General features: G+C 52.6%; 12 protein-coding genes. 10 read left to right on the top strand and 2 right to left on the bottom strand.

Annotated features, from left to right (window positions below):
- Positions 1 to 80: 80 nt before the first annotated feature.
- Entirely contained in the window at positions 81 to 929 is an 849-nt protein-coding gene (locus MED193_RS22465) for a uracil-DNA glycosylase family protein (RefSeq protein WP_083790416.1), read from the top strand.
- Between the two features lie 201 nt (positions 930 to 1,130).
- Here MED193_RS22465 and MED193_RS01585 read toward each other — a convergent pair whose 3' ends face one another.
- The gene (locus tag MED193_RS01585; protein WP_009807872.1) at positions 1,131 to 1,811 is read right to left on the bottom strand and encodes a nucleotidyltransferase domain-containing protein; all 681 of its coding nucleotides are present in this window, start codon (positions 1,809 to 1,811) and stop codon (positions 1,131 to 1,133) included.
- Positions 1,808 to 2,740: a YafY family protein gene (locus tag MED193_RS01580; protein WP_009807871.1), complete on the bottom strand. Its 933-nt coding sequence runs from the start codon at positions 2,738 to 2,740 to the stop codon at positions 1,808 to 1,810. Before MED193_RS01580 ends, MED193_RS01585 begins: the two co-directional genes overlap by 4 nt.
- Positions 2,741 to 2,885: 145 nt before the next feature.
- Here MED193_RS01580 and MED193_RS01575 point away from each other — a divergent pair, with 145 nt between their 5' ends.
- From MED193_RS01575 to MED193_RS01535, 9 genes are all read left to right on the top strand, one after another.
- On the top strand, positions 2,886 to 3,851 hold the full coding sequence (locus MED193_RS01575) for a CBASS oligonucleotide cyclase (RefSeq protein ID WP_009807870.1): 966 nt from the start codon (positions 2,886 to 2,888) through the stop codon (positions 3,849 to 3,851).
- Positions 3,852 to 3,860: 9 nt separating this feature from the next.
- On the top strand, positions 3,861 to 4,379 hold the full coding sequence (locus MED193_RS01570) for a hypothetical protein (RefSeq protein WP_009807869.1): 519 nt from the start codon (positions 3,861 to 3,863) through the stop codon (positions 4,377 to 4,379).
- Entirely contained in the window at positions 4,376 to 5,314 is a 939-nt protein-coding gene (locus tag MED193_RS01565; RefSeq protein WP_009807868.1) for an AAA family ATPase, read from the top strand. The genes MED193_RS01570 and MED193_RS01565 overlap by 4 nt, the downstream gene beginning before the upstream one ends.
- A gap of 71 nt (positions 5,315 to 5,385) precedes the next feature.
- Positions 5,386 to 6,111: a DUF6602 domain-containing protein gene (locus MED193_RS01560; RefSeq protein ID WP_009807867.1), complete on the top strand. Its 726-nt coding sequence runs from the start codon at positions 5,386 to 5,388 to the stop codon at positions 6,109 to 6,111.
- Between the two features lie 492 nt (positions 6,112 to 6,603).
- Positions 6,604 to 8,736: a PD-(D/E)XK nuclease family protein gene (locus MED193_RS01555; protein WP_198133841.1), complete on the top strand. Its 2,133-nt coding sequence runs from the start codon at positions 6,604 to 6,606 to the stop codon at positions 8,734 to 8,736.
- Positions 8,736 to 11,888: an exodeoxyribonuclease V subunit beta gene (locus MED193_RS01550; RefSeq protein WP_009807865.1), complete on the top strand. Its 3,153-nt coding sequence runs from the start codon at positions 8,736 to 8,738 to the stop codon at positions 11,886 to 11,888. The genes MED193_RS01555 and MED193_RS01550 overlap by 1 nt, the downstream gene beginning before the upstream one ends.
- Positions 11,888 to 13,054, top strand: coding sequence for a DUF6361 family protein (locus MED193_RS01545; RefSeq protein ID WP_009807864.1), 1,167 nt, complete (start codon positions 11,888 to 11,890; stop codon positions 13,052 to 13,054). Before MED193_RS01550 ends, MED193_RS01545 begins: the two co-directional genes overlap by 1 nt.
- On the top strand, positions 13,044 to 14,891 hold the full coding sequence (locus MED193_RS01540) for a phospholipase D family protein (protein WP_009807863.1): 1,848 nt from the start codon (positions 13,044 to 13,046) through the stop codon (positions 14,889 to 14,891). The genes MED193_RS01545 and MED193_RS01540 overlap by 11 nt, the downstream gene beginning before the upstream one ends.
- Positions 14,884 to 18,069 carry a helicase-related protein gene (locus MED193_RS01535; RefSeq protein ID WP_009807862.1) on the top strand — a complete coding sequence of 1,062 codons (3,186 nt, stop codon included), beginning with the start codon at positions 14,884 to 14,886 and terminating at the stop codon, positions 18,067 to 18,069. Before MED193_RS01540 ends, MED193_RS01535 begins: the two co-directional genes overlap by 8 nt.
- Positions 18,070 to 18,259: the final 190 nt, after the last annotated feature.

Below are 18,259 nucleotides of genomic sequence, written 5' to 3'. Positions count from 1 at the left end.
AATGATGCTTCTTAGGCCAGCAAAACTACCTGCTCTTAAGAAATTTTGGATCAAAAATCATTGGGCATCAGAAGTTGTGAATGAAAGCAAAGGGATATGGTAACTTGGCATTACTGAGGGTATTTTTAGCGGACCGCTTCACAGGTTGGCGCGACGATCTGCAACAGCAGTCTGACTGGCCTAGATTTCTAGAGGGCTGCCCTCCTCCAGGTGTCGCCCAGGTATCAGAAGCTTTAGAAATAGCGGAAGAAGCTTCTGTTTGGCCCGGTCGATTGGCTGCCCGCCACGCCAATGCACCTGAAGGTTCCCATGTTTGTCTGCCGTTTGAGCATATAGAACCTTCGGATGTCCGGGTCGTAGTGTTGGGTCAAGACCCCTATCCAACGATCGAAGCTGCAACCGGGCGTGCTTTTGAGGATGGAACGCCGGACGCAGCGGCTAGAGCACTCAGACCAGCCCTCCGCGTCCTTGGGCAGTCTGCGCTCGACGTCCAAGGTCAGGCCTTGCCTGAAGGCTTTTGTCACGGTTTAGCAGAGCGTGCCGAAACGATAAGAAGGTGCTTTGATCGGCTGGCAGAACAGGGCGTTCTTTGTTTGAATGCGTCTTGGACTTATACAGAGTCAGCTCACCTTAGCGCGCACCGTAGCTTTTGGAATCCCGTATCGTCATATCTCGTCCGGCAGCTAACCCGGAGGCCAGAGGGTTGCCCCGTGTTTCTATTGCTGGGGGGCGAAGCACAGCAATTTTTTGACCGTCTGCACCTTGAGGATGTCCCGCCGGAAGCTATCGTCAGAAACCGCCATCCGACAGAGCGCGACAACCTTTATTTCGCGGAGCCGAACCCGCTCAAAAGCGTGAATGAGGCCATTAGACGGGTAAACAACACAGAGCCGATTGAGTGGTGGTCCAGACCAGTTGATCGCTTCTGATTGAAGAAAGGCGGGTCTTTCAAAAGCTGCACTTCTAGCGATAGCGTCTGGAACGACCCGTAATTCTGATCCTTTAATTTCACATCAGAAAGATCGAATATTTGGCCGAGCTTCGAGGCGATATATTCTATATCCTTCAGCTCACCATCATTGAATTTGCTGAATACGAATGCGTCCCAAACAGCAAGGATAGAAGTACATTTAACTGTGGTAGGGTGGTCCGAGCAACCGCCCATTCAATATAGTCAACCCGACCTCATTTTCAGTGGCTTCAAAATGCGAGCGAAACCGGTCGATGGAATGTGGTGGGTGAATTGGTTCCCCTGAACCCAATGCCCCAAGAAACTTCTTGAGAAGCCTTCGAGCAGCGTCGTCAAAGGTTTTCCTGTCCTTTTGACGTACAAGAACTTCAATATCAGAGTATCCGAGTACCTCCGCAAGCGCAGACCCGGAGAAGGCGGGCTTCTGTATGGTAGCAGCATGAGCTATCGAAATTGTCCTGACGGCCCAAGCAAGCCATCGGTTTGCCTCCTTCGCCGACATCTCATCCCCTAAAAGTGAAATCAGCCAACCCACATCAGAGGCATGTGTGATTTGCTTTCGATAGTCGTCCTTGAACCTAAATTCCTGCCCTAGGGCACTCAAATTATCAGCAGGATCATAAATGGCGATGGCTTCAGTAACCAAGTGCCAAACGAAAAGATCCCCAGCTGAAGCCTTATCCCGAAGCCAGTCAAAGCTGTAATGAAACAGTGATGCGTCGGCACTACCTGAGACCGTTGGCTTCTTGTTGTCTGTGACAGCAAGAAGGTCAATGTCTGAGGAGGCAGAGTGATCACCCCTAGCTCTGCTCCCAAACAACAAAAGTGCATCAAGAATCATAAGTGACCTGATCCGCCGATGCGTTTGAGGGCATCCTTGGATAGTTTTCTTGCTACCTTACGTGTCTGTAAGACTTCATCTTTATTTTCCAACACGAGCTGCTGTTTAAGCGGGTCTAGGACCCCAGGCTCAACATCAAGATTATGTTCACTCATCAGATAAAAGCTCACTGAAAGACGACAATTCACCTCAATCCTGCCATTGCTCATTTCATACTCATACTCGACAGCGGCCTGCCGTTCTTTTGGGAGCTTCGGGTTGGGAACAATGATAAGATCAATCGTGTGGTGCCACTGAAAATCTAAGGCCCGATCAATCGATGCCGGGACACCAGCTTTTGCCCGCTCGATCCTGTTCAGATTGTAGTCCCTGAAGTCATTATGCTCGGCGGACCAAGCTCGCACATACCATCGGCCGGAATTATAGCTCAACGCGTGTGGCTCGATCAGCCGGTCGGACGCCGTAGATCCAGTCATTGAGCGATAGAACATCTCGAGACTCTTGTGCCCCCGTATAGCATCTAAAACGCTCATCAGCACTTGAGAGTCGACACGCTTTCTTGTCAGCGTTTTGATCTCCACAGGCTGTTCTTCTTCAAACCAAGTATCTTCAGCGTCCATCCATCCATTCTCGATAGCAACCAGTTGAAGCAGATACCGATGAGTCCAGGCACCTATCAGCTTTGGAGAGAACCTGTCCGTTCGAAGGTAGGTTTTTTGGGCCGAATCGTAGGCTAGATTTTGGGGCCCCATTTCTTCGTAGGTTGCGATGTCGGCGGATGCCTGCTGCGCCGAAATCCCAAAAGTATCGACCAAATCCTTTCGATTTAACTTTGCGTCCCAAAACAGGCGGAACTCTATGAATTCCAACCGCTTTTTGACGTTCCACTTCGCCTTCTTTAATGCCTTTGCACCGTCAATTTCGCCCACTTATCTTCCCCTTTAGTGAATAACCAGTCTAGTTTCTTGACTCATTATATCAAAATGACTAAATAACTTATGAAGAAGTTACGGACACCGGTCAAGCAAGAGCCGCCAGAGCACCCTGTTTTGGGCAGATATTAGGACAAAAGTGATGAGTAGAGACCATATTGGACACGCTGAGATTGCAAAGTTCGGAACAGACAAGATCAACCTGCCCAAAGACAAAGCGGATAAATTCCGAATGCAAGCGCGCAACTTACGCGATAAGCTGGAAGGCTATCTTAAAGATCACCCAGATTTTGCACTTCGCAAGATGCTGCTGTCGGGAAGTTTGGCCAAAGGCACTGGCCTCAGGACACTCAACGACATCGATGTTGGTTGCTACATCAGCGGGTCGGATGTTCCATCGGACATCGACGCATTAATGGAATATCTTGCGGAGCGGTTGCGCAAAGCGTTTCCAAATTTCAAACCCGAGCAGGTCCAGCCAAAGACTTACTGTGTTACTGTCTCGTTTCTTGGGAGCGGGCTAGATGTAGACATCGTGCCAATTTTGTATGACGGGGATCCAGATTGGTATGGCAACCTTGTAAACCAAGAAGATGGCTCCTTTTTGCGGACCTGCGTGCCAAGACACCTCGAGTTCATCCGGAAGCGGAAGACGCTGGCGGACAAGGATTTCGCTCAAGTCATTCGGTTGGTAAAATACTGGGTACGCAAGGAAAAGCGTGAAAAGGACGGCTTCCGCTTCAAATCGTTCATGGCAGAAATGGTCTTGTCCAAGATGCTGGATGAGGGCCAGGACTTTTCTGATTACCCTGAGGCCTTACAGGCATTCTTCAGTTACATTGCAAATTCCGGACTAAATGAGCGCATCATTTTCGACGACTATTATCCAAAGTCGACGGCAAAAGTCTTTGGAACCCCTGTAGAGATCATTGACCCTGTCAACGCAGAGAACAATGTCTCGCAGCTTTATACGCAAGCGCAAGCTGACGACATTGTTGATGCGGCGTTGGACGCCGGTGATGCAATTGAGACGGCTCTGCGATGCCCAACAAAACAAGACACGATCCGACATTGGCAGCGTGTCTTCGGCTCGGCTTTTCAGGGATAGGTATCAGATATGACCATGAGTTTTACACACACTGAGAGCCAAACGTTTACGATAACGCACGCTCGGCACATGGCGTCAAAAATGGCGACCGATCTTAAACGCATCCAGCGCTTCTATAACGACCCGAGTGATCGTGAGATTGATGACTACGAGGGCGAGCTGACGGCTTTGTTGAAAGCAGGCTATTTGCGGGAAGTAACATATGGGTTCCAGCGAAATGGTAATTGGATTGAGCCGACAGTGACATACACCGCACTGGATTTGAATGGTTGGAACGGTGTTGATGACGACCCCGGCAAGATTCGTCCTCGTGCGAATGTATCGGGCGCATCTTTTACAAGCTTTCTCACATATTCGTCTGCTTGGTCTCAATTGACAGAAAACCAAAAAACAGACTTCAAACGAGGGCTTCCGATCACAAGAGGCTACGGCGACGTCCCTGGCGTAAGCGGATACTTGGAGCAAGATCGCTCTTACAGCGCAGGTGGACGTGCCCTTAACAGATCATCAGTGAGGAGCTGGACATGAACGCTCAAGGTCAGAACATAGCGCTTTTCGAGCGCACCATGCTGCTCCCAGATCCGGAAGCGCAAGAGCGATTGTCCCGTCTTGTCGGGCTTGACGATCAAAAGCTACGGCTTTCAAAAATGTTGGGAACGTTAATCAATTCTGCGGGACTGGTGGCATGGGCGTCTCGCTTTCATCCCGGTGCAGAAGATTTTGTTTCTGACATCCTTCGGCGTCCACCGCTGGTCGTCCTGTCAGGGGATGTCGGGTCTGGCAAAACGGAGTTGGCAGAGACCATTGGGGACATGGTAGCGCGCCAGGAAGACATCGAGATTACTTTGTTACCTATGAGTCTTTCGACACGTGGGCAGGGTCGCGTTGGAGAGATGACCCAGATGGTCACAGCGGCATTTGATCACGCGGTACAAGAAGCTTCGAAATTGGTGAGTAGCCAAGGAAAAGCTCGAGGGGGCGTCATACTTCTGATTGATGAGGCAGATGCCTTGGCTCAGTCCCGTGAGTCATCTCAGATGCATCACGAAGATAAGGCAGGCGTGAACGCATTTATTAGAGGCATTGATCGATTGGCAAATGGATCACTTCCAGCGGCTGTAATTATGTGCACCAACAGGCTCTCAGCGCTTGACCCAGCTGTCAAACGGAGAGCTGCTGAAATCTTGGTTTTTGGACGGCCTGAATTAGAACAACGTAACCTTGTTTTGTCGAGCGCTTTAACGCCATTTGGCTTAACTGCTGTCGAAATCGAGGCATTGGTTGATGCGACTGGCGAAACCAATGAACGGAACCATGGGTTCGCGTTTTCTGATCTCACACAGCGCTTGATCCCGTCCATTATTTTGGATGCATATCCGTCGTCCAAAGTAACTGCTTCTCGCGCGCTAAAAATAGCGCGTCAAACAATCCCGACGCCACCGTTTCAAGATGGAGTGTCCTGACATGGCAATCGCTGGTTTGATTATGTTGGTTGGGTGCATATCGGCACCCATTTGCCGCGAAGGGTCAAGTCATGGCTGAGTGGAATTTGCCGGAGATGATGTCTTCGCTTCATAACGGTATTCAGAATGAGCTTCATACCGCACGAAAAGCATTGGCGCATCCCGGCACAAAAGGTGACGCGAGCGAACAAGTATGGTTGGAACTGCTGCAAACGTATCTACCAAAACGATATCAAGTTGAATCCGCGCATGTGGTCGACAGCGAGGGTAATTTCAGCGATCAGATGGATGTTGTCGTGTTTGACCGACAGTACTCACCATTTATCTTCAATTTTAAAGCCGCAAAGATAGTGCCCGCCGAAAGTGTTTACGCAGTTTTTGAAGCCAAGCAAACAATGGATGCTGGCCTGCTAAAGTATGCGAAAGACAAAATTAGCACCGTGCGTCAGCTGAAACGTACGAGTCTACCGATACCTCATGCAGGCGGGGAGTATTCTGCAAAGCCGCCGATACACATTCTCGGAGGAATGTTATCGCTCGAGTCTGAATGGAGCCCTCCATTAGGCGGTTCAATGGTCAAGAACCTAGGCGATCCGACAGCAATTGGGCATCTTGATCTCGGTTGCATAGCCAGCCACGGTTACTTTGGATTAGACCGCAAGAGCCAAGACTATGAAATTCACCCAGGAGCAAAACCTGCAACTGGTTTCCTTTTTCACCTGATTTCAGAACTACAGTTTTCAGGGACTGTCCCTATGATCGACATAAAAGCGTACGCTAGATGGTTGAACGTTTGATAATTAAAACATCGTAATTAGTAGAGGCCCATTATGCGTATTGATCCATTGCTTACCGCCTCTCCAGTTACAGATGCTGTCCGCCACTTAACAGATGATCTTCTAAAGGAGATATATCTTGCACCATTGGGTAAGCCCTTGGCACTGCAAGATCTTCTTACAGGGAACAATGCCCCTTGGTCAGAAAGCTTCAGTGCTGCCCCGGCGGAAACGATAGCCGCAGTCGAGGATGGGCTTCTCACCGTCATGCGAGCTACACGCACTCTGGATCCAAACGAGATTAATTTAAGCACCCTGCCCGAGGGTCGCGCCCGCACCCACCTAACTGCGCTTATTGATCTTTGGCATAAGCTTGATGGCCTTCCTGCACCATTTTCCACTTGGGCCCATGTATTGCGCAGCAATGCCAGTGATGCGCTCGAGGCTCTGCCAATACTTGATTATGTGCAATGTCCCTTTGCAGATCCTGCCGAAACTGCTCTGGCAGAAGCTTTGCAGGCGCATCACGGTACCGCCCCTTTGGAGGCCGCGTTGGCGTGGCGTAATTTGGCGGCCGCACATGACGCCTTTGCAAATGGTGCCTTAGGAGCCATTCAAGCAGGTCTTGGCAAAACGGCGTCCGAGGTTAGCCCAGACGAAACGATTGAGATTTTCGGCTTACGCGATCCTCGCGAGGAGGCAGAATTTGCTGCTGCTAGAGTTCAAAGCCTTCTGGATGCGGGAATTGTGGAGTCACCCGCTCAGGTAGGTCTCCTCGTTCCTGATGATGCCAGCTATCAGCGCGCTTTAGAAGAGGCGTTCGACCGTGTCGGATTGCCTCTTTCGGGGAAGCCTATAGAGCCCGCGTTGCGCGACACCGTCGGCGAGCTGATGATACTTCTACTCGCATTACTTGAGCGTCCGGCCCCTCGCACAGCGATTGCCTCCCTATACATCTCCCCCACTATGCCTTGGGCAAAAGAAACCGGGTTGCGCATGGCGCGTGAGCAGATGGATTACGGTTGGTCGAGAACCGCAGCGGGGCTCGATGGGCCTGCGCGCGAATTGCTCGACGCCTTGCGTCCCTGCTCGACGCCCGAACAGCTTTTTGGCCGCCTCACGGCTATCGCTAAAGCCGCACCAGAAGCCGGTCTTTGGCCAAAGCTGCAAGCAATAAGAACCGCAGTAGTGGATCAGATCGATTGGCCACTCTTGCGCAGTATCGCATTACCTAGACCTAGCGAGCCTTCGGGTCACAATCGGTTCGTCGAAGGCGTTTCGCTGTTTGCTGAGACTGCCTTGCCTTGGCGACCTGTCCGACAGTTAATCGTTCTTGGACTTGCAGGCAGGACATGGCCACGTCCACCAGCCAGTAACCCGTTCTTTACTGAGAGCGAAATTGTCTTGATCCGAGAGAAAACGGGACTCTACCTTGCCGGACGCCAGCAAAAAATGGCGCGCGGTGTTGAGCTTTTCAGGCGTCAACTTTGCGCAGCTTCAGAAGCCGCAACTTTTCTCGTGCCTTCCTGCACCCTCGGCGGCGAAAAGCTGGCATCTTCCACTGGGTTGTCTCTTATCACGCATATGATGGGCTTTGAGTCTTCTGAAAAGGCCATCCGGGACATTCACGCTGAAGATCAAAGTCTGTGGCCCGTCGCAGCGGAGGCTCCTTTGCCTATTGCGTCTGGTGGAAAGCCAAGCGTACCTGCGATCGGGCTGTTGCATCTTGGCTCGGATCTGCTGCGCTTACGTGAGGACGATGAAACAGGCCATGCTCCACAATCACCGTCGCGGCTTGAGACGCTCATCGTAAGCCCATTGGCATGGCTGCTGGACGAACTTGGCGCAAAGGATCGCACTTGGGCCCCAGAGACACTGGATGTGATGGCACTTGGCACATTGCTTCACCACGTGATGGAAGTTGTCTTTCCTGAAGGCACTAAAATGCCAGACCAAACGATAATCGCGAATGCGGTTCCAGCCGCGGTGGACGATGCAATCCGGCGCTATGCCGCTTGGCTGTCTAATGACGCGTGGGATACAGAGCGCCAAAGCCTTCTGCGCGAGGCATATAATGTCACCTCAAACTGGGTCGTGTTTCTTCATGAAACTCAAGCTGAAGTGCTGCACAATGAGATCCGTCTTGCAGGCGACCATGGCGGGCTTTTGCTGCGTGGTAATGCAGATTGCCTGCTTAAGCTCCCTGATGGGCGTATCTTGATTATAGATCACAAACGCTCCAGCTCAGGCGGCCGCCGGGATCGAATGGCTAAGGGGTGGGATCTGCAAGTTGCGCTTTATCAGGCTATGCTTGAACGGCCATCAATTCAGACCGCCTTGACCGACCTCGTCGCACAAGGAGCCGATATTGTGACGGCCTATCACACGATGCTGGATGGCACTGTGCTGTCCGATGCGGCCGGCGCAGGTCTGCCCCGCGTAGAACACGCCTCCATCGACGCTTCCAAACAAGCGATGGACCATCTGGCGCAAGTTGTGGCTGAAGTCGGTGGCGGCACAATCCGCCTCAACCACGAAGACGATGCTGCAGCACTGAAAAAAGATCGCGGAATTACGGCCTACGCCCTCGAAGACAATGCGTTTGTGTCTGCTTTCCTTACGTCCAATGACGAGGGGGACCAGTAATGACCCAACTTTCAATTGTTCCCGCAGGTGCCGGAGCTGGCAAGACCTATCACATCCAGAAGACCCTCGCCGATTGGGTTCAAGACGGCAGCGTAGCACCAGGGCGCATTCTCGCGGTGACTTTCACAGAGGCCGCGGCTTCTGAGTTGCGGGGTCGTGTGCAGGCAGAGTTAATGAAGCGCGACCGTATTTCCGACGCATTGGAAATTGACCACGCCTATGTTGGCACCATTCATGCTCTTGGCCAGCGGTTGCTCACGGAACACGCATTTGCTGCAGGTAGGTCTCCAAGGAACCGGTTGCTGAGCGAACCCGAGCGCGACCTGCTGATCCGAATGGAATTGGCAAAATGCGTAGGCCTGCGCCCGCTAATGGAGAACCTCGCGCGCTTTGGCTACCGCTGGAACTTTTTAACAGGGGCAAGCGCAGAAGACGCATTTCGAAGTGATGTTCTGAGAACAGTCGACCTCATCCGAGGTTTGGGTGATCGAGGATCTGACCCAGAAATTCTGGCTCCCGCAATAGCGGCTTTGAAGAAAGGTTACGGGCCCTGCGCCCCAGATGGCGCGGCCTTAAGCGCAGCGCTACGTAGAACCGTTGTTGCCTTGTTAGATATGTTTCCGGAGTCTCTCGGAACAATACTTGAATGCAACGCGACGGCCAAAAAAGCTTTCATTAGCGACCATCAAAATCTGCGTAAAGCTGCCCAAAATGAAACGCTTGAGACAGACTGGGCACTTTGGCAGAAACTCCGTGGATTGCGCAAATCTATGCGGGGGTCTCCCACACCCGAAGGATATGATGAACTAGCCGAGGCGGTCACGGTCAGTGCCGATGAGTTATTGCGCCACCCTAGGCCTTTGGCAGACGCTTGCGCCAAAGTGAACGCACTCGTTATCGGAGCACAGGAAGTTTTAGAGGCCTATCAAGCCGCAAAACGCAAAGCTGGCCTGATCGACTACGCCGACATGATCGTCGAAACCGAAACGTTGCTCCGCACCCAACCAGACATCCTTGCGGCTGTGTTGGGGGAGATTGACTGCGTTGTCATTGACGAATTCCAGGACACAAACCCCGTGCAATTCGCGCTACTTTGGCAGTTGGCGCAGGGTGCCAAACGTGCATTGATCGTTGGTGACACGAAGCAATCGATCATGGGATTTCAGGGTGCTGACGCGCGGTTGAGCCAAGCCCTACAAGATTTCCATGCTTCAGCTGTCACGCCACTTGACCGTAACTGGCGGTCCGATCCTCGCATAATGGGGTTTGTGAATGCCCTAGGTCCCGTCTTGTTTCCACAAGGATACAATGCACTGACCCCTGTTCGTGAAGAAACGGGGGAGCCAGCACTCGAAGTCATCAACCTACCCGGAGGTAGAAGCGATTCTACGGCTGGCTGCGTCGCCGATCGTATCGCGCGAATATTAGCAGGCAATACTCACGTATTCGACAAGGTCACCAAGGCCATGCGTCCCGCAAAAGCCTCGGATATTGCGGTACTTTGCTACACTGGATCAAAATGCGAAGCAGTCGCGGCAGCTATTGAGGCCCATGGTCACCCCGTGCGCTTACAGCAGTCAGGCTGGCTTGGGTCGCTCGCAATGCGGGTCGCGCGGGCTGCTTTGGCTTACATTGCGGATCCAAGCGACCGATTGGCTGCTCTGACTTGGTTGACGCTAGGTCCGCCGCGCATGCCCATTGAGGACGCCCTGCGCAACGCAGTCGACCGCGTTCTGGACACCCATACAGCGCTCGTACCACTCGCAGCACTGCATGAAGCTGAGCAACAACGCCCTGTGGTCGACACGGTTGCTGAGATGCTTCGGTCCACGAACTTGCGTGAATGGGCGGCGGGCATCGACGGCCCCGCTCAAGCGCTTGCCGACTTGGCACGGCTGGAAGCCGAAGCGCAAACCTTTGACAGCCTTGCCACAGACCTGCGCAGCGCTGCGGGTTTTCATGGTTATGGAATGCAAATCTTCCTTGGCTGGATTAACGCGCAGACAGATAAGGCATGGGACAAGCATCCCGACCCCGATGGTTGGTCCTCTTCCGGTATTGAGATTTCAACTTGGCACTCCGCGAAAGGGCGGGAATGGCCAATTACAATTATCGCTGGTCTGGATCGAGCATTTGCCGAGCGGCCAGGAACACTCAGCGCCGAATTTGACGGCTTTAAAGACTTGGGCAATGTATTGAGCCATGCCAACCTTGGATATCTGCCAAAATTTGATGCGCCCGAAACACAGGCTGTTTTTGCGGAGGCACATCAAGAACAAGACGAACAAGAGGCTGCGCGAGAACTCTATGTCGCTCTAACGCGCGCACGCGACCGGTTGATTTTGGCACTGCCACGAGAGAAAACTAAAGCGAGAGACAGCGCTGAGCGAATGGTTGATCTGCTTAGGGATCGCGGTGGCCTTCAATCCGGCGCCGGCTTCTTGGAGGTTTGCGGAGAACAATTTGTGGCAAATGTCACTGATGGCGCATCGGACGTGCCCGAAGTTGAGCCGACAAGTGCCTCACTAGGCTATCCTCGATTCGGCACATCGCGCCAGAATGTCGACGCGCCGCACACGCCTTGGCGACAAAGCCCCTCGACGCAGGAGCCCATCGCCTCTCAAGCGCCAGCAGTAATTGACACCGTGAAACTTGGAGCAGCGATTGATACGTCAGATGCGGTATTTGCATCGGCGGCGGATCGCGGCACCATCCTGCACTTGGCATTCCGCGTCTTGACCAATCAGCCCAACCTTTCGGAGCGACTCATTGCAGCGACAGGTCTTGCGCCAAAAGTCATAGATGAGATCGCCACGCAGGCCAAAATATTGCGAAATAGACTTGCCGCAGAAGGTTATGATCAGCTCCACTTTGAACTGCCCGTACAAGATATCAGGCCGGACGGCTCACAAACCAACGCGATCATCGATTGCCTTGCAGAGGGCCCCGATGGCTTCCTCATTCTAGACCATAAATCAGGCCCCTGCCCTGATCCTGAGGCAAGGTTTCACGCCTACCTTCCGCAGCTTAAGAGCTATGCGCAACTCATGGCGCTCACGCGACGAGATAAGCCTGTTCGGGGCCTAGCAATAAACTGGATCGACGAAGGCAGATTGTCATTGTGTTCGGTTGATACAATGGAATTTATCTGATGTCTTTTTTCGCATGGGTCGACTTCGATCAGGCAGACCGCGACCGCACGCGGCGTATTATGGATCTGTTTGATCAAAAAGACAGCCGAGATGAGCTTGGGCTCGGATCAGTCAGGGACGCACTGTCAGACCTCCTATTTCCAGGAACAAGTACAATTCAAACACGGTTACGCTACATGCTATTCGTTCCTTGGATCTACCGTATGGCAGGCGCAACGGTAGGAACAAGTAGCGCGCGGCAGGACAAAGCACGCGCCTATGAAATACGGTTGATTGACGCATTGGTACGCGGGGGCGAAACCATCAACGTTATCGGCAGCGAAGCGAGAGATACCCTTAAACGACTGCCCAGCGACGTCTATTGGGCAGGTATGCTGACATTTGGTATTCGCCGCTTTCAGGGCAGCCGAACGGCTTGCCTTGAACTAGCCCCGGGTGAGGCAGATGCACTTTGGGCCGCAGGCATTCCAGACGCGCCAATTGGATTTTTAGAGAACGGCAGCAAAATTGATTTCACCCTGCGTCCAGAAGAGGCTGATTTCATCCGGGATCGGTTGGCACAACAAGCGCCTGATAGCCTGCTGACGTGGCTATCACGGCAGAACGATGCGGCTGAATGTAACATGATCTGGGAGCACCCACAAAGTAGCGAGTGGCCTAACGACATCAAAGTGCTCGTTGACCATGCCGAACGTTTTTCCAGCCTCATGCATGGCGCGTCGCTGCTTTATAATCTTATGTTGTCCGAACGGGCAGCACAAATGCAAGCAACCGAAGAGTCTGTCTGGCATGAACGGATCGAAGACTACACATCTCGTCTGAGTAAATGGGCATCAGACACACCGCTTGAGACATTTGAAGCCTGGGATATGAATGACCTTTGGGACCAATCCCAACGCACCATCCATTCCGTCAAACCAAAAACTAAACGATTTGTTGAAGACTGGCGCCTCGCGGTCGCAAACTCAAAAGGCGATGTGGCCAAGGATTTTTCTGCGCGAAGCCTTGTTCGCGACCGAGAGAAGCGGTTGAAAGGCCTAAAGTCCCGTTTTCGCAACGACGGTGCACTTACCCGTTGGGGTGGAGCCTCGGGCTTAACGCCGCTTAGTTATCGCTGGCAACCCGTTGTCATGAATCATGTACGGGACCTGACTCGTGACAAATAAAACCGCGCTTGATCCCGAAAACCGCGCACTTTATGGAGAAATCTTAAGGGCACCTGCGGGCTATGAACTTGATCAAGCTCTGGCGACAACCTACACGCTGGATTTCGAAACCGCTTTGGTGATCCCGGCGACGCTTGCCTTTCACGCCGCCGAAAGCAGGCAGCAGACGTTGGACACGCCGCTGGCCCTTTTGGAAGGCCTGGAACGATTGGCGAAACGCATCGCCATCTTCTGCGAGGCAGGACGCATCAAGGCGATGCCAAGCGGGGCAAATCGCCTGACGGCTTTACTGGAAGATACCGTCACAGAGGTCATCGCCCCGCGCGGAGGTGCTTTTCACCCAAAACTCTGGGCATTGCGCTTCAAACCGGTTACGCGCAAAGGTCCAGCAAGACTTCGCATCGCGTTATTGTCGCGAAACCTTACCACGGACACCTCATGGGATCTTTCGCTTTGTCTTGATGGGCAGTTAGGTCAGTTCACCAACGCCGCCAATGATCCGCTCGTAGCGCTTCTATTGGCGTTGCCAAACCTTACTCCAGGTCGAAACACGCCACGGCGAGCCAGCCAAATTGCCCAGAGCATTGCGGCCGACCTTGCCACCGCAATTTGGGAGCACCCCGAACACATTCGAAAGATATCTTTTGCGGTCAATGGATTGTCGCAACGTGTTTGGCATCCGCGCATAGGCAGTACACTGGGTGTTATTTCACCTTTTGTGACTGACGCCGCTCTCCTGAAATTGGGCCACAAGGTATCAAATGAAAATGCTTATCTTTTAGGACGTGGCGAAGAACTGGCTAAACTGAAATCGGATACTTTGCAGACCTTCGGCAACGTCATGATCCTCGATGAGCTCGCCGAGACCGAAGACGGAGACGAGACCGAAGATCAGGGCCGTAACGTGGTTCCGGCCCGTGGCCTTCACGCAAAGGCGTTCCTAACGGAACGATATTCAAGCACTGAGATTACTTTGGGATCTGGAAATGCCACAACTGCAGCGCTCATCAACGGCTCGAACGTAGAGGTTTTCGCAACCCTTTCAGGCTACACGCGCGATCTTGGCACAGTGCAGCAGCAACTATCAGAAGGTAGTTTGGGCCGATATCTGTGCGAGTTCAGTCCGTACGAATTGCCAGACAGCGATAAAGAAGACGCGGCAGAAAAACGGCTCGATGGGGTCCGTCGTCAGTTGGCCGAGGCAGGGCTTAAGTTATCGTGTTATGTAGATAATGAGGGGCGTATAGAACTGAGCCTGTCGGCAAAGGTGCCGGTCGAACTCTCCGATGGCATAAAATTGCATGTATGGCCGCTGGTGACGGGTCAGAAAAACGGTACGTTGTTAAGCACCATTACGAAGAAGCCTAAATTAATAGGCCGCGCGGCACTAAAAGACGTGACCCGTTGGCTCGGAGTTGAACTTCAAGACGCAGCGACCGGTTTCAAAAGAGTCTTTACACTTGGTACTGATTTGATCGATCTCCCTGAGACGCGCACTGCTGAAATTCTGCGTTCTATCATCGAAAATCAGGACGCCTTTCTGAACTATCTTCGGTTGCTGTTGGGGGATGTATCAGACGCGGCAAAGGCGCTCTTTGTTGCGGGAAGTGGGGGTACCTATTCTGGTTTATTCGGCAGCATGCAAGACGCGCCCCTTCTAGAAGATATGGTCAAAGCTCTGTCGGGAGATGGCCGACAACTCCATGACATCGAACGACTTATAGAGCGCCTAACCAACCCCAAAACTGGCAAAAGCGACGTCATTCCTGAAGACTTTCTGACATTATGGGAAACGTTCCGCACTGTCTTGCCGAAGGAAAGGTCGCGACGTGATTGAAAGGTTTGAAGCCGCCCCCGCGCTGCGCTCGCTTAAGGCCTTCCAGCGTGCAACTGTTGACTACGTGTCCCGACGACTGTTGATTGATGAGGATGCAGTCCGCCATTTCCTAGTTGCTGATGAGGTAGGGCTAGGGAAAACAATGGTCGCCCGAGGTGTCATTGCCCGTACGATCGAGGCGCTTCAAGACACGGTCAAGCGCATTGATATCGTTTATATTTGTTCGAACGCCGCAATCGCCAGACAAAACGTGGCTCGTCTGAATGTTATGGGGGAAGCCCATGCTAAAGTTCTGCCAACGCGGTTGACCATGTTGGCGCTAGAACTTGCCCGCGCTGGTGGCATCAAAGAAGAGGGCGTGAATTTCTTTAGCTTAACGCCTGGAACGTCATTGGACCTCAAGCAAGGTGGCGGGATGAAGCAGGAACGGGCACTGATACTACGTCTAATCTGGGATCAACTTAAAGACCGCAAAGCTGTCGCAAAAATGCTGCAGGGCTATGCCGGAGCCCAAGGTTGGCGCGAAACACGCCGATGGATTGATGCACAGCCAATCGAACCACAGATTGCGATGCAGTTTCAAAGTGCCATTGCGGCCCGCCCGGCCTTGCTAGAAGATTTGGAAAATTGTGCTCATGCCTATAAGGGCCAGCGCCTGAACAACACCGAATTGAACCGACGCCGCGACTCCCTTGTCGGTGAGTTGCGTACTATCCTCGCCCGCGAAAGCGCCGAGGCTCTTGAGCCTGACCTTATCGTCCTTGACGAATTTCAACGGTTCACTGAGTTATTACATGGTGACAGCGAAGCGGCTGAACTTGCGCGACGGCTTTTTGATGCCACAGACCCTGATGGCAATCAGGCCAAGGTCTTGCTGCTCTCGGCCACCCCTTATCGCATTCTATCGCTGCGGGATGACGCAGCGGATGCGGGCGACCATTACAAAGAGTTTCTTGATGTTTTAGGCTTTTTGTTCGGTGAAGAACATGGCGCAAAGGCGCGGCAAGAACTGGAAATGGAGATGCGACGGATGCGGAATGCGCTCCAGATGTTACCTAGCAGTTTCGAACAAGCTAAAGACATTAAAATGGGCATAGAACGGCAGCTGAAGCAGGTTATTGCGCGCACAGAACGTGTGTCGGAAACGGCAGAGCGTGACGCAATGGTACGTGACATGTCTGCGCCCATCACGCTCAAATCTCAGGATTTGCTGGAAGCTCGCGCGATAGCCCGAGTTGCCGAAGCCGCTGAGGCACCAGGGACGGTCGAATACTGGAAGTCCGCCCCCTACCTTTTGAGTTTCCTACGAGACTACAAACTTGGCCAAAAACTAGAGGCGCAAAAGGATTCTCCGTCCGAGACCTTACTTGCAGCTATTCGAGGAGCGGGTACTGCACAGGTCGATGTGGCGGCGGTTAAGGCCTATCGTCCGATACACCTTAGCAATGGGCGGATGCGCGCGCTGCAAGATATTGCCTCTCTAAACGGATTGGATCGTAGGCTTTGGATGCCACCAAGCCTACCTTATTTTGGTGCACGGATTGCGGCAAGCAAGGTGCTGGTATTCTCACAGTGGGCTATGGTTCCAGATTCGATCGCCGCCCTTTTGTCTTATGAAAGCGAGCGACGCATGGGCATGGGGGATCAGTGGGGGAGTTACACTGCGACACATTCTCAGCGACTTAACTTTAGGCGCGCCAAAGGCCGTTTGACAGGTTTGCGCGTGCTGTCACTTGTCATTCCTTCACCAACTTTGGCCACTGCAGTTGATCCTCTTGAGATTTTCCAATCTGTTAGAGCGATGCCTGACGCTAACGCTATGCGTTCTGTGGTGAAGGAACGTTTGAAGAATTTCGCAGACGACCTAGCGCTGCGTTTTACCGCCGCAAAACCTAGCGGCTTTCTTGAACGGTTCCGCAATAATGCTGATGATGGGGCGGATGAGCGTGTTGCAAATTGGGATTGGGCCTGCGCAGCTTCAATGGACATAAGCCATAAACGGTTTGGAACATGGCTAGCTGAGGGACGAGGTTTAGACACTATAGTTCGAGAAGACGGCTTGGAGGCCTGGAACGAGCACCTGGCAGCATTGCATGAGGCCGCGTCAGAAAAACACTTGTTCGGCAGCCCAGATAGATCGCAGGTGCTGGACCACTTAACAGACTTGGCGCTAGGGAGCCCAGCCAATTGCGCTTTACGCGCCCTAGCTCGCGTCGCGCCCGATTTGGGGTTTGACCATCCAAACATGCTGTCGGCAGCGACGCGGATAGGCATGGCTTTTCGTGGCCTTTTCAACCAACCCGAAAGCATAGCCCTCTTAAGGGGAAGCTCCGACGAGTTCTATTGGCAGGCAGTCCTTCAATATTGTGCCGAGCATGACCTGCAATCTGTCATGGACGAATATGTACATATGTTGCTGGAATCTGAAGGCCTCTCGGATGCAGATCCATGCAACGCTGTGACCCGCATTGCTGAGGCCATTGATGAGGCCTTGTCGCTTAAGCCAGCCCAAATCGATATCAAGTCTTACAAGGCGAAACGGGGTAGAATTGAAATTCAATCAAACCTGAGAATGCGCGGTCGTTTTGCGACCAGACTTCTTCAAAAAAGTCAGGAAGACGGCCAGATGCAACGCACAGATAATGTGCGTGGAGCTTTCAACTCCCCATTTCGTCCGTTTGTGCTCGCGACAACATCCGTTGGACAAGAAGGCCTCGATTTTCATTATTACTGCCACCGTTTGGTGCACTGGAATCTGCCCACGAACCCGGTGGACTTGGAACAGCGCGAAGGTCGTGTTCATAGATTTAAGAACCATGCGGTCCGATTGAATGTGTCGGAAAAATACGCAAACGATATGAGGCTGTCTGAAAGTGAATCGGACCCTTGGAAACAGATGTTTTCAGCTGCACTTTCCCAGGCCAAGCGGGGTGGAGAGCTTGAACCATTTTGGCTGTTCGACGGCGAAATTAGTATAGAACGCTATGCGCTATCGTTACCTTTCAGCCGCGAAATTTCATTAATGGCATGGCTCAAACGATCGGTAGCTATATATCGTCTAGCGTTCGGCCAACCACGCCAAGATGACCTGATGTCGTTCTTAGAAAAAGCCGGCTCCGAACTTTCCAACGATGATTTGGCCGAACTGCAAATCAATCTTCGGCCACCGGAAATCTAATAATGGATTGATCGAAACCGCTGATGACCCTGCCACGAAACGAGGGCGGAAATCCGACTATAAGGCCAGATGACGCCTTCGGGCCCAGATTGCCATTCGGCCAAACCACAAAGATCTCCTTCGCCGATGGATCAAGGGCAACACAGGAGACACCTGCAGGAACGGCCTTCTGTCCTGAATATTAACGATC

The organism is Roseobacter sp. MED193 (assembly GCF_000152965.1).
In the GTDB taxonomy this organism is placed as follows: Bacteria; Pseudomonadota; Alphaproteobacteria; order Rhodobacterales; family Rhodobacteraceae; genus Pseudophaeobacter.
This window is presented reverse-complemented; position numbering and strand designations above follow the sequence as displayed.